Here is a 13,290-nt window from a genome sequence, read left to right as displayed (position 1 = left end):
TCGTCGAGCGCAGCGTAGCGCATCGACGTGCAGACATGCAGGAACGGTCATGAGAGCTCGGAGAAAGTACCCTCGGTCCTTGGAAACATCTGTCAGACCGAACCGATACGCGCCGCGCCCTCCGTTGCGACGCTACATCATGGGCTAGTCGTAATCGTCTTCGGTCTAGAGCGTGAAGCTTGAACGATGCAGCCTGACTCCCTCCCACTGCCGCGTTTCACGAGCAAGAATGTGCTTGATCGCCACAACCTTCTCTCGCGCTTCGGCGGCGTTCATAGTCGATATTTCCGAAATTCGCATCCCACCGATTGAGTTTGCGGAAGTCCCTAATCGAAGTCCTCCGCTCTCCGTGACGATCCATCGATCGTGTATCGGATGTTTGCCCTCAGTGCCGTAGCCAACAACGAAAATATCCGTCTGCGGTGGACATCCCTCACACAGCGCATCCCAGGCATCCCTGAAGATTTCTTCTGGTGCATCACCTTTTGTTAATTTTTGAACCTCCTCTTTGCCGGTGAGCACTGTGATCTGTTTGTCAGCTGATATTTCGGCGATCGTCTTGATCACCTCTAGATCATCAGGTCCAAAATACGGATCGCTGATGAATATCTGTTCGTCTGTGATTGTGGAGACCCATTCTCGAAGTCTGACGAACAACTGCTCATGAGCACCCGGGCCAACAATCGAATCACTCGGTTCAAGAAGCGACGCCCGAAGACCACCACCGCTCCTGACCAACAGGCTTACGGCAACCTCTGCTGCATTGCAAACATTTTCAAAGATTTGCGGAAGCACGCGTTGAGCGCTCTGCTGTGTCGACTTACGCAGCGCGCTCTCCACGATCCAAACCCACACGGGGTAGCTGAGCGGAAAGGGGAAGTGCTTGCTCTTATTAGCCAGTTCCATGAAAAGCTGTGGCTGCTGCGGTATTAGCCTGCCCGCATTCATCGCGCTCACATTCCGAAAGGCTATTTCTGTGAGTTCGGGCAAGGAATGGTCTTCCAGGCTCAACTTACTGACGTCAGTGGCTGATTCTTTACGCGCGTCCAGAAGCTTGTGATGTTCCTTCAGAACTGCTTTCGGACCGCTAGTCGCCTCGTCGTCGTCAAGAATCGAAATCATCTCATCGACGAGGGTTGGGTCGATGTTATGAGCAAGATCGAGGAGTCGTTGGCGCTTGTCGGCCAATCCATCGTCTGCAATGTGGTTTGACGTCCGCATACCCTCTTTTAGCAAGGATCTGCATTTCGACTTGTCGAAAGGCTCGATGATCTCGACCGCCCACTGGTATCGCTCGATTCGATCCCTATCAGAGGGGATGTTGTGGATATCCTGCTTGACTGTCTCGAACCACTTCCCGTCGGCAAAGGGACCCCCACCGTTTGCGCACGACGCTACCATGCTGGTCACAATTACACGATCTGCACCGTTCGTTATGGCGTTCGCTCTATCCAGCAGATCGACCCACTGCTTGTTATCTTTTTGTTTTGTCTCATGTATCCGACAACGAAGAATCTCTGCGAGGCACGCAATCAGAAATCCTTCGTGTTTAATATTGTTTTGATCGGGTAGCTTTTCCTTAACTACCTTTTCGAGATCGACCAGTATGTCCGCGACCTGATTGCGGCGAATCGTGCTTCGATTTTTCTTCGCCGCGAGACTATTGCACAAGCGAGCCACGTTGTTGTAGATCAGCGAATCCTCGGTCATAAAACGGATCTGAGCGAGAACCGCTTGTGCCTCCTGATAGGTCAACGAGAATTCCGTTCGATGTCTTTCCTGGAAGAATTGCGAGGGACTCATTTTCCGAAGGATCGTTGCCGCAATATAGTCCCGTGCGTCATCCCTCTTCTCAGGCGACAAAATACGTTCAATCCGGGCATTCGCTCCGTCTGCCGAGATCAGGTAAAGCAAGGGCGCAACGTTCAAGACCAACGCCTGTTGAACCAACGCATTATTCTCGAAGTTTGCAGAAAGCAATGGCTCGACCTTGCTCTCTACGAGACGTTGGCTCAGATCCCGTTGCGACTTGAAGAACAGGTCGACACCCACCTCTCCCCAAATATGCGCTCGCTCATCGGCCGCTGGAATCATTGCAACAATCGCAGCAAGTCGATCCAAAGCAGGGTCGAAGTCGTGTGGACACTCAGCGACGTAACGCGAGAAAACGCGTCCGGCCAGCCCCGCTATAAGAAACAGTTGCGAGCTAGCGATAAACGACGGCGCACCCGAAGACTTTGCTTCGTCGCGAACCATCGTCAGCCACTCTTCAGCTTTCGTGCGGTCAATGCGGGAAAGTTCGCTGACGGTCCAATAGCCGACGTTCACTCGCATAGTCGAGTCTAGGATATCTCGCCAAATTTCCCTTGCGTCCTCTAACAAACTTGTGACCTTTCGAAGAGACGCGGACGTGTTGATAATTTTGTAAGTCAGGACCATTGCCTGCACCCTTCGACTACCGTGGACAAGTTGCTTCCACAGAACCAGTAGGCGAGGTTCAACAGGCAAGTTGTGGTCAACTGATTGATCTCGTGAAATTCGAGAAAGCAAGAACAGAATCGCTTTCTCGCGCTCCACGTTGTCGGTTATATTTTCGATCCCGGCGCAGGCGATAGCCGCATACTTGTTATACGACTTATTAATCGCGAGGCAACGCACGATCAACGCGAAGCCTTTATTTCTTCTTGCTCGCGTATTGAATTTCCCTACAAATTCGATAGCACGATCCGGCGCTGCCATACAGATTGCGCGGATGGCGTCCACAGAGGCCGTGAAGTGTTCAGCAGTGTGTTCAAGCAACAGCTTTGCCGCGTCGAGCAGATTTCTCGTCGTTTCGGCGATAACGCTAGTGCGTTCTTCGAGTGCATCCCGATCGCGCAGATGTCCAAGATGGTAAAGCATCCAGGCATAGCATGCCGTCTTGATTCCAACATCAGACACACCATGCACCTGTGCAAAAAGATCAATCAGATCAGTATCGATGGAGTCGTGCTTCCATCGTTGCCGACCTCGCAACAAAAGCATCCGCAGCCGGACAGCATCTTCCGACGTGCCATGCGATACGAGTTCACTACTTTGAGCTTCCAACCTAGATATCACGACGTCAGCGGAACTCTGGTCGCCAATATGCGGTACAACGATCGCGATCTCCCTCAGATCTTTCAGCTTGGGACTACGCGAGGTGTCGCGAAGAACGATGTCTAACGCTAGCAAGGCTACCTCGTGAGCGCGACTATCTTGACGATGCTCTTCGAGCCACCGCAAGAGAAGGAATAGCTTGTGACTTTCCTCCAAATGCGCAACGCGCCGAATCACTTCGTCGGCACTCATCTTCTTTACCAGAAATTCCGCCGCGTCGAGTATTGGACGAATCTTGGCGGCCGTTTCGATCTTCGAAGCGTTCCCTGTCGCCTCTTGACTGTTCTCGACTAGCGTTTCAGTCCTGTCTCCTTGCGAGTTGATCGGTGTATCTGCTCGCTTCAATCTAGGTTCTGCCGCCTGTTCGAATATTTGCAGTGCAAGATCGAGGTCTACTGATAGAAGCTCGGCAGCAATGCTGATCAAAACAGGCTCTGAGAGTTCACCTTCAAGGTCCGATACCAATTCACGCAACGTCGCCATGATCTGTTCGGGAATCTGCTTTCCCTTTTTCGCGAAGCATCCTGCAGCGGACGCGAGTTGGCGCAGTCGCTCTTCAGAGGTGGTCGCAGTAAGCGCCAATGCGGCAGCTGCATCATCCATCCCAAGTGAAAGCAACGCTTCAATCTCATAGCTCGAGCTCGCAGACAGCGTAGTACCGTTGATCGCCGACTGAATCAACGAGAATCTGAGCTCGGAGAAGGTATCTTCTCCATGACGAGCGGAGACAACACCGAACTCCGCGTGACGCTTGAGCGATCGAAGCGAACTCTCATGAGAGAGCAACTTCGCGAAATGCTCGCCCGAGAGCACCTTCAGTGCTTCGGCGTGTTTTCCCGCCGAGACCAGTTGAGATGGTAACGACACAACACCGTCTCGCTCATCTCGCATTTCCAGAAGGCGCTCGATGAGCTTGTCCTCCACTGCCCGCTTTTGGTCCGCCAACTTTTCTCCGATGAGCCGGCGGTGCGCCTCGGACCGAATCGACCATCCGCCAGCAGTTTCAGTGACGAAGCGGAATCGGCCAAGTTCTTTCTCTATTAGCTCAGCCGATTCCCCCGTCAGTTCGCTGAGCGCCGTTGTCGTCAGCGGTGCATGAGAGTATGCGACCATCGCGAGTAGGCGCCGTGCCGCCTGTTCGATCTTCAGCCCGGACCATTCGAGCTCAAGCAATCTGCTCAAAGAGCCCTTCTTTTCTGAGAGAATGTCCTCTATCGGGGTTCCCTCTGACAGAAGTACTCGGAACATATGCAACGAGCCGATGTTTCCGCCGGTATAGACGTACAGCGCTTTGGAATCTTCTCCCGCCAACTGAAGATCCGCTAAATACGACTCTGTTTCTGGTTCGCTCAACGCGAATGGGGGAATACGAACCGCACCACGCTTCTGCAGATTAAGTTCGTTGAATAGCCGATCGCTTCCTGTAATAAGGAATTTGAATTCGGACTGAACCGCCGGTAGTTGTGCGAAGATGTCTTGGGTGCTCGCGCGTTCAGCTTTCTCCGAATCCTCAAGGCCGTCAATTACGAAAGTCACGGGTTGTCGACGCCCCAACGACTGCAATCGCAGTATGTACCGGTGGAAAAGTGCTTCATCTACTGGCGGCTCTATTGTTCCTTCCTCGCGATAGACAAGGTAGTGAATTTGCTCGGAAAGCGCGAGCCGAAAGAACGAAGAGGTGTAGAACATCGGACTTCCAGCAGTCAGGAATACGGCGATCGCCTTACCCTCGTGACGGCTCATATACTGCGCGACAAGCTCCGATTTTCCGGAAACCGGATCGCCCTCGAGGAAGACGATACTACTACTCTCGAACGCCCGGTCAATCGTATCCAACACGTTATTGCGAATCACTCTTCGGGCTGGCGAAGCAGGTGCATTGCGTGCATGCAGAATGACGCTATCGATTTGCTGATTCATTGGAAAACGTTCTTGTTGAAGGTCTCGATTGAGCAAGGCCACGCTATTCGGGATCGCCCTTGTCAGCTGCGTTCGCGGCTTGGTCTTTCGGAGGTGTCACACTACCTATATGCGCTGCTTGCCCGCGTTCGGATCCGCATCGCACTCTACTTAGTTATACTGCTCTTCACATTCAAAGACACTCGCTTTGATTCCTCGGTCCACTGCCTGATCGTGCCTTGAAAGGAGAAGACGCGGCATTAGCTCTGTTCAATTGACGCCTTTTCGAATTCCGGCTCCAAGCGTTTTTTCATGTGGTGGAGGGCGGTTGCTGACCAACAACATATTAAATGAAAGCATAAGAAATATCGTGATCTTCTGCAATTTTGTTGGTAGTTGCGGCGGCCCACATCTCGATGATGATCCGGATTGACACCGGCTGAACGCATTAGTCCTACTCCGGCGCGGATCGTACTCGGCGACTTCCTGCGGAACGCGTTGCTTCTCCGCCTGCAGATAGATGGTGGGATCTGCGAAGACGCGTGTCCCAACACCTTTTGAACCACATGGACAGGCACTTCGTCTGCGACGGATTGCATTGAGGTGAAGCGTCAGTCCATGGAGCAATCATCGGTGCGAGCAGCGGCCCGCTCTTGCTTTCTTCGGCCGCGCCGTTGAAAACTTTAGGTGGGTCGGCGCAATGCGCGCGCAAGGCGGCAAGCGTCGCGACACTCACTGGGACGATGCGTTCGCGGCGTCCTTTGCCAACGCTCGCGCGCCCGCGCCCGATGCGCGGAATCGAGCGCCACCATCTTGGCCCCCGTCGATTGCAGAACGCGACCAGGTCACCTAGCGCGCGATGCCCTCCCCTCTCAGCTGGCACGCGATGCGCAGACGCAGGCAGGCACCGATCGCGTGATCTGCGTGCGGCGCCGCTGCGGCGAACTGCGCGGCCTCGGCAACCATACGGAATGTGACCGCGGTGAGCTTGGGTTGCCCGTGCTGCTTGATCGACGCGCGCAGGTGGTCGGCCAGCGCCGCCGAGCCGTGCGCGAGCGCGAGTTGGACCAGCGTGTCGGGCATGCCGGTGAAGTGCCGCTCCATCGCGGCGGGCGTGGCCGCATGTGGATCCTCATCCGGGTCGTAGTAGCTGCGCGCGATGATCGCCGGGGCGATGCGCTGCACGTAGGCGCAGCGCCGCGAAATCCTTGATCGTGAAGCCGCGCGGGAATGCAACGTCGGCGACGTCGGTGGCGGCTTGGCCGGAGGCCGTGGCTTTTTCCGGGGAGGCGCGTCGCGCAGCCATGACCGCCCTCCTCGCCTTTATCAGGCTCGTCAGCGTCATCGTCGTCGCCTGGGTCCGTATCGGTGTCGGTGTCGGCGTCCGCGTCGGTGTCGACCTCGTCAGCCTCGCCCATCGGCGGCGTCCGATCCGCATCCGGCGGCCGAACGTGCACGCCGAGGTCAGCGAGCAGCGCATGCGTCTCCGCCAGCAACGCCTCGGCCCACGTCGCGCACAGAAACTCGAACGCCACGCGCGCGTCGCGCAGCACCTCAGTCAGTCGCGCGTTCTCCGCGGTCAGCGCGGTCACGTCGAAGTCGGCGCGGTTATCCGAGTCGGGCCGCGCGCTGTACATCACCCGCTGCACCAGCGACACCGCGCCATCGTCGGCGATGCAGTCGAGCACCGGTACGAAAAGCGCGTCCTTATATAGAAAAGCGCCGAAGGTCTCCGCGAGCGCGTTGACGACCGCGAGTTCCATGCGGGTCGGCTTGATCGGCGGGGAAGCACGGCATGGGAGTGGGCCGGGAGCCAAGCGGCCGCGGCGGTGCGTTTCAACGTAATCGCCTCGTCGACTTTGAGCACGACGCGCGACAGCGGCGCTCGGCGCCTCGTGATCGAGCGATGGGAATCGTCGTGATTCGAGTCGTGATCGTGATGACGATCGGCGTCGTGCGGCCCGTGCCGCGCGCTCGCCGTTTTCGTCGTCATCCGCCGCCCAGCCTTGCGCCACGGCCCTCCCCTCTCTCGCGTTTTCGAACAACGCCGATTTCACCCTTTGGAACATTATCCCGATAATAGACATTATCAGGTTTCCTAAATATGCTAGGCGACGGTCACGTGCGAAGGCGATGCCTATCGTTAAGGTCATCAAGCAAGTCTCTATTGCGAGGCCGTCCGCGGCGTACCTTTCCTCACCGGCGGGTCCAGCTTCGTCGCCCAGCAGCTCAAGAAGACGCCGCATCAGTGCTGCAGGAAGTCCTTCGATCGCCTCCGCATAGCGGCCGATGCGCAGCGCCGTAGATGCAGATAATCTGCAATCAGGCATTCGATCGCCAATGTCGATAGGCGAATCTCGCGAAGGCGGGCCCTTGACTTGGAATGGCGGTTACGAGCGAGACCGCGTTTGCCGCAGGCCGGCAGCGCGGTGCGATGGTGGCGACATAAGGCAGAGCGGGGGTCGGGCTGTTCTGTAGTAACGGAACCCGCCGCGTTCCTCCGCAGCGGCGAAAAGGCTCCTCGGTGACTCGAGGAGCGCAAAGCCGTCACTCCTTCGCGCCGTCACTTAGCCGCCGACTTGTTAAGGTCGATCTCCAGTCATCGGCGGCTCGATGGGTCCAGCGAAGAGGCCGCCATCGAAGTACGCGTCATCGAGTTCCATGATGGTGTCGTCTCCCATCAGAATCACACCGAAATCGACCACCCCGTCGCCAGGCACCGCGGAGATTTCCGCTATTGTTTGTTGCGGCGATCGCTCGTCGACAAAGCGCAACCAGTAGTAACCGGGCGCGGTCGGCCGTGAATCTTTCCCCTCCATAGCAAGCTCGCATTAAAGGACCGTTGCTATTAGATTAGCGCTTCTGTCGCGCTGCGTAACCCGCGTCACCTTCCTCTACGGCAGCGTTCGGCTCCTGACTGCCAGCTCAGCTTACTAGCAAGCTTCAATTTCTTGAAGTGGTTGGATCGCCGACGTAAGTCGACAAGGACACAGGATCTTCTCAGCGCGAAATGTATCAAACTTCACACAACCCGTCTTCTTCGATACGGCGTGCCGACAACGGGACCGACCGCCGGGGGACGCGCTGAAAATGCCGCCCCACAGGCGCGTCCTGGCACCGGACGCCGTGAAACAATTCGTCAGAATCTCAAAAAATTTCTTTAAATCAATTCCTTAAATGCCGCGCAACTTCTTCAGCGATGTTCCACGCGCGGACAAGAGAAGTTACGCGGCAAGCGACCGCCAGCTTAGGAATCGACGATGATATTTTCCGCGAGCAGGTCCTGCGCCGATGGAAATCGGGCTGTCGAGAGACGCCGTCTGCTTCTTGTCGGTAGTGCGGCGTCTTGCACCCGAAGCGCAACGGGATGCGTCACTCGATCCACTCGACTGTGTGGCCGCGCCCTCGTCTCTCGGCCCCGCATCTGACGAGGCGCCACTCGGAGCGAGCTTGAGATGCAGACCATGTTGCGGTGAGCCGACGTCGGTGTCACCGACGCCAGTAGCTTGCAGGAACCAGCCACGCTGACTGACGCGACACTAAGGCAATCATGGCGATATTCGGCGACAAAGCAGTGAGGCCGCTGAGGCAGGTCTTGGCTGGAAATCACGGGAGACCATGGTGGTCGTCTCCGTAGCTTCGCGGTGACCTCTCCCGATAACACGACTTATCAGGCTTGAGAGCATCGCTCGGCCATGCTGGTTTGTCGAAGCCGCGCCGCAGACAGCTGAGCGTGCCGCCATGCACCGCCCTGGTCGGCCCCTCGGTGCCCGCGCCGACCGAAGGTAAAACCGACCGCGGCGCGTCTTCGAGCGAAGAAAACGACCAGCGAACGCCGACACATACCGGAGTGACGGCGTTCGTTCGACCTGCGTCCGTCAGTCGGTACCACTACCCCGTAAATGGTTGCGGCAACGCCGTCGCCGACGTCCACGCTGCTATTGACGGTTCGAACGACTTCCGCCTAGATGGGGGACCGCGTCGCGTGCTGGCTACGCACGACGCGGCGCCGGTGGCAACTTACGCGAAAAGCTCGGGCCATCCGGGCGTGGTCGCTGTCCGGGGAATGTTGCGAGCTGAAATCCCCCACCCGTACTTCGAAAGCAGGGTCCGTTTCGGGGCTCGGCCCGCTTTCGGGGGCTCTGCTCCTAACATCGTGCGTGCGTCGGTACTCGACCAGGGTGTCTGTGGTCGCTTCGCCTCCTCGTTTTGCGCTCCACGACCGCGCCTCGCACGCTCTCGCCTTGGCCTCGCGGAAATCTTCCGTCGTGGTGTCTCCATCCCGTCTCAAGGTGGGCGCTTAACGGGCGTTGCGGCTGCAAACGCGGCAACCCCCAGACGTTGTGAATTAGATCGGCAGCTCCTTTTGTAATGGGGCCCTACATCGCCACCCCGCTATGGTGCGCGTCGGCTTTGGGCGCCGAGTTCACGGAAGCAAATTCATTGGTTGCCCAGGCGACGGTCGCTTGCGACCGTCATGCGCCCGCTCCTCGCGCTTTCAGGAGCTGCCGCAGCCCGGCGATGTGCTCCCGCACCGCACCCGTCACCGGCGGCTTGGGGTGAGTCAGCGGTGCCGCGCAACGCTGTATTCTGCCGAGCGCCTGGCATCGCGCCTGTGCGAAACGCTCGACATCGAGCGCGGTGGCTGGGCGAAGTTTCCCAGACGCGAGCGCCGTCGCAAACGACGGCATCCATCCGGCGGCCTGGCGGCCAATGCGCTCCTTGAGACTGTATATCGTCAGCGATTCACCATCGGCTCCAATCACGAACTGGCGTGCGTTGTCCGCGCCGATGAAAGTGCGGCCGGCATGTTGGAGGGCAACGGCTCGGGCTTCCACCTGAAGTTGCGCCCGTGCTTGCTCGGCGTAGCGGTCGGCGTGCCGACGTCGGACCAGGAGGGCGAAATCGACCGGATTCCGCAGCAGGGCGCGCAGGTAGTTGATCGGTGCATTTGCGAGCTTCAGGTGATCCCACGTCGCTTCAACCACATCGGAGAGGCGTTTGCCGTGCGCACGTGCCTCGCGCATGAGTTTGAAGATCAAGAAATCAAAAAAACCCAGGGCGCGGAGGCGCTGAAGGTCCTCAGGCAGTTGGCCCGGTTGTCTCTTTTGAAAAACAGAAGGGTTTAGATCCTTATATATTCCACCGTCTGCCACATTGGCAGACGGTGCAGAAAAAGCAGCCTGGGCCAAGGCGGTTCCGGCTGAAGAGAGCGTCTGAGCGGATTCGTTTCCGTGCGCGCGCGGAGGCTCAATGAGGCCGAGGAGGGTCGCGGCATGCTCGGTTAGATGCAGGTAGGCGCGACCGAACAATCCAGCTTCAACATAGCGGTTCTGTGGGCGACGTTCGATGAGTCCGGCGGCCTCGAGATCGTCGAGACTGCGATAGAAAGTCCGCATGGATTGAAGCGCGCGGCCTATGAGCAACTCACGGCGCGCGAAGATGGCGGCGAAGGGCTGGGCTGCGTCTACCGTCCGCGCGAGGGCGGAGAGGACGGCGCGAGCGCGCGGCGGAATCTGTTCAATGTGCGCGGCTCGAAAAGCTGCCCGAAAGATGATCCAGGGCAGATTGGTCGAGTCGCAGCGAAAAGCAGTGAGTGCGGCCGAATCTTCGGGGTGTGTTTCACCCTCGCCAGCAACGAAGCGTTGCGCGATAGACATGTCGAGCGGTCCATTAAAAAATGGATTTAATTTGCTTGACTGCTGATCGCGTTTCGCTACACTCAGGTCTGTGCGTAGTGACCACTTTCCGGTTCCCGCCGGTGAGTGTGCGGTTAGGCTCTCGCAGCCAAACCTTCAAAAGCCCTCGGTTCCCGCCGGGGGCTTTTGTTATGGTGCGGTAAAACTAAATTTTTAAGTTCTGGTCAATTAGACTCTCATATCTTTAAAAATCAGTGGCTTAGCTTTTTTCGTCCCGCAGTTCGCTCCTTGAGACGCTTGCAAGATCTTCCAGCGTTCGTTTGATGGCATCTTGAACTGACTGCGCGACTTCCTCGGACTGGAACTCAATCCGCATAACGTTCTTTGCGCGACGTACGTCGCACCACGTGCTTTTGCCCGACTTCACTTTGAACGTCGTAGCCAAGGGCTTCTCAACCTTCGTTCTGTCCCCATCTCTTGCAAAGCGTACTGCTTGTGCTTGATCGAGCTTTCCGACGGAAACTTGGAGAACGGCTTCCACTACACGCTCGCTCTTCCCAAGCTCGGAGAGACTGGCAAGTTCAGCCGCCGCGGTCGCACCTACGATGCCCACGTTCGCTTCAAGAACTGCGCGTGCTGCATTGGGTAGGCGATCGTATGAAAGCAAGAGGCTCACGTACGATTGACTGATCCCAATTCGGCCGGCGATCTCTGCCTGTTTCAAGTCTGCGTGTGTTTGTTGAAACCGCTTTAGACCGACATACTTCTCATAGTCGGTAAGATCCGACTGCATAAGATTCGCAAAGAACGCACCTTCGTCAGCTTCCTCTGTGGTCGCGTCGACAACTACACATCGGACAGACTCGCGACCTAGTTCTCGCAGCGCGTCTGTCCGGTGATGACCTGACAGAATTTCAAACCCACCCTCCGGCCGCGGAAGAACCACAATTGGATGAATGAGCTTGTTGTGCCGCAAGTTTTCCCGAAGCTCGGCATATTTCTCCGCCGGCATATGTCGTCGCCGACCTGGCACCTCGTGTAAGTCGCGTAGACGAATGTCGATCGCCGCCCCAGATTGTTGAGCATCGGCAAGCTCTTTTTTTAGACGCGCAATTTCGTCGCTGGAGCCACCCGTAGCACCGGCTTCCAGCTCTTCTATTCGCGCGCGTAGCACCTCAAGCTCCCTCTCCTTCTCGGCTAGTAGAGGAAGAGAGGCCATCAACTGTCCGGGTGCAGTCTTCGGTCTGCTCGGGATTTCGGGCTCAGGCCGCGGCGAGCGCGGATTGGAGCCAATTCCCGCTGCCTTCGCTGCAAGCCGATCCTTGATACTCATTTGGCCTCCGATTCAGCAAGCCAGAGCGTGACAATCTGTTGGTCCACGATTTCAGCAAGACGGTCATAAGCCTCCCTAGCTCGCTGGTACGTTTTTAGACTCCCTTGGTACTTCGAGATGTCGTAGACCGTGCCAAATTCCGCTGCCGCTGATTGAGTTACGGCAGTCGTAGGTATCTCGACAGGAAGTACCAGGCTTTCGTAGGTTTTGTTGATCCAATCTCGAACAATTGGTGTCGCTGCTTGGCTTTGGTCTACTTTTGCAAGTAGCACATTGATGAAGTCGAAGCTCTTGTCGAGTTGCGGCGCGACTTCCTGCATGCTTTGCGACAAATCGGAGAACAGGCTCCAAAACTGTGTTGATGATGCGTAGTCGAGTGCGCTTGGGGGCGTCGGCACAATCAGGCCGTCGGCAGCCATAAAAGCATTGATAGTCAGATAGGACAAGGCAGGGGGCGTATCGATGATGACAACGTCGTATTTGTCAAGCAGCGACTTAAGACCACTATTCAAAACATTCCAGAATTGGAAGTTCTTTTCCTTCGACTGTTTGAACGGCAGGAAGAATTCCGCTCCGAATAACGCAGCACTCGCCGGGATCAAGTCGATTCCATCCCAGTACGTTGACTGCACCGCGTACTCAAGACTGTCTGTCTCGCCGTAAATCAAAGGAAGAACGGTATGCTCATCTGCAACCTCGCTGTCCGCCAGTATTCCGTGCAGAGCAGATAACGACGCTTGTGGGTCAAGGTCAACGAGAAGTACTCGCCGGCCGAAAAGCGTCAGGCCTTGGGCCAACGTCATTGCCGTGGTCGTCTTACTAACGCCACCTTTGAAATTTCCAATGGCGATCGTTTTTGCCTTCACGCCGACGGGACGTTTGGCAAAAGGGGCAATTCGGTTTATCCAAACCCTTGTTTCCTCGAGTGTGAACTCGCGACTGCGACTATGCCGCAGAGTGCCTTGAGGAAGATCCGTCTCGGTACGAGCCAGATAATGCATACGCTGTCGATCGACGCGGCAAAGGTCACCAACCTGAGCAGTAGTGAACACCGGCGGATTTTTCCGAGGATGCGGAGCGAGCATGCTCTCCCGAACATCAACCAGCATATCGCTGGCGCTCTGAGCGATGTCCTTGATCCCGGTCAGCGGAATCCGCCTAGGCGCATGCTTGACTTGAAGTTGCATCGTCGACGAGGTCTTATCAGGGCGTGCCCGGACGGCCATGGTCATCTACTGCTCCCGTTGTTGTATTCAACACTCGGATGAGAAAAAAACGATA

At 56.8% G+C, this 13,290-nt stretch carries 8 protein-coding genes; 1 reads left to right on the top strand and 7 read right to left on the bottom strand.

The window, feature by feature from the left end; all coding sequences use genetic code 11:
• Nucleotides 1–165: 165 nt before the first annotated feature.
• From NCS00_RS30835 to NCS00_RS30825, 3 genes are all read right to left on the bottom strand, one after another.
• Nucleotides 166–5,100 carry a hypothetical protein gene (locus tag NCS00_RS30835; RefSeq protein WP_250442011.1) on the bottom strand — a complete coding sequence of 1,645 codons (4,935 nt, stop codon included), beginning with the start codon at nucleotides 5,098–5,100 and terminating at the stop codon, nucleotides 166–168.
• Between the two features lie 391 nt (nucleotides 5,101–5,491).
• A complete protein-coding gene (locus NCS00_RS30830; RefSeq protein ID WP_250442010.1) occupies nucleotides 5,492–5,920 on the bottom strand; it encodes a phage integrase family protein in 429 nt (142 codons plus the stop codon).
• Nucleotides 5,887–6,222, bottom strand: a complete 336-nt coding sequence (locus NCS00_RS30825; RefSeq protein ID WP_250442009.1) for a hypothetical protein — start codon at nucleotides 6,220–6,222, stop codon at nucleotides 5,887–5,889. Before NCS00_RS30825 ends, NCS00_RS30830 begins: the two co-directional genes overlap by 34 nt.
• A gap of 119 nt (nucleotides 6,223–6,341) precedes the next feature.
• Here NCS00_RS30825 and NCS00_RS30820 point away from each other — a divergent pair, with 119 nt between their 5' ends.
• Complete coding sequence (locus tag NCS00_RS30820) at nucleotides 6,342–6,752, top strand: hypothetical protein (RefSeq protein ID WP_250442007.1); 411 nt, start codon at nucleotides 6,342–6,344, stop codon at nucleotides 6,750–6,752.
• Between the two features lie 867 nt (nucleotides 6,753–7,619).
• On the opposite strand, the gene NCS00_RS30815 is transcribed toward NCS00_RS30820, so the two are convergent.
• The 4 genes from NCS00_RS30815 to NCS00_RS30800 all read right to left on the bottom strand — a co-directional run bounded on the left by NCS00_RS30815 (nucleotide 7,620) and on the right by NCS00_RS30800 (nucleotide 13,241).
• Nucleotides 7,620–7,856, bottom strand: coding sequence for a hypothetical protein (locus tag NCS00_RS30815; protein ID WP_250442006.1), 237 nt, complete (start codon nucleotides 7,854–7,856; stop codon nucleotides 7,620–7,622).
• A 1,656-nt stretch (nucleotides 7,857–9,512) separates the two neighbouring features.
• Entirely contained in the window at nucleotides 9,513–10,697 is a 1,185-nt protein-coding gene (locus NCS00_RS30810; protein WP_250442005.1) for a Replication protein O, read from the bottom strand.
• A 238-nt stretch (nucleotides 10,698–10,935) separates the two neighbouring features.
• Complete coding sequence (locus NCS00_RS30805; protein ID WP_250442004.1) at nucleotides 10,936–12,009, bottom strand: ParB/RepB/Spo0J family partition protein; 1,074 nt, start codon at nucleotides 12,007–12,009, stop codon at nucleotides 10,936–10,938.
• Nucleotides 12,006–13,241, bottom strand: a complete 1,236-nt coding sequence (locus tag NCS00_RS30800; protein WP_250442003.1) for a ParA family protein — start codon at nucleotides 13,239–13,241, stop codon at nucleotides 12,006–12,008. The genes NCS00_RS30805 and NCS00_RS30800 overlap by 4 nt, the downstream gene beginning before the upstream one ends.
• Nucleotides 13,242–13,290: the final 49 nt, after the last annotated feature.

Source organism: Caballeronia sp. AZ1_KS37 (assembly GCF_023631165.1).
In the GTDB taxonomy this organism is placed as follows: domain Bacteria; phylum Pseudomonadota; class Gammaproteobacteria; order Burkholderiales; family Burkholderiaceae; genus Caballeronia; species Caballeronia zhejiangensis.
The sequence above is the reverse complement of the archived record's forward strand: the minus strand, read 5'-3'. Positions and strand labels throughout refer to the sequence as shown.

Excerpts from the sequence above, each read along its gene's own strand:
- NCS00_RS30820 (WP_250442007.1), top strand. The coding sequence starts at position 6,342 with ATGACCGCCCTCCTCGCCTTTATCAGGCTCGTCAGCGTCATCGTCGTC.
- NCS00_RS30815 (WP_250442006.1), bottom strand. The coding sequence starts at position 7,856 with ATGGAGGGGAAAGATTCACGGCCGACCGCGCCCGGTTACTACTGGTTG.
- NCS00_RS30810 (WP_250442005.1), bottom strand. The coding sequence starts at position 10,697 with ATGTCTATCGCGCAACGCTTCGTTGCTGGCGAGGGTGAAACACACCCC.
- NCS00_RS30805 (WP_250442004.1), bottom strand. The coding sequence starts at position 12,009 with ATGAGTATCAAGGATCGGCTTGCAGCGAAGGCAGCGGGAATTGGCTCC.
- NCS00_RS30800 (WP_250442003.1), bottom strand. The coding sequence starts at position 13,241 with ATGACCATGGCCGTCCGGGCACGCCCTGATAAGACCTCGTCGACGATG.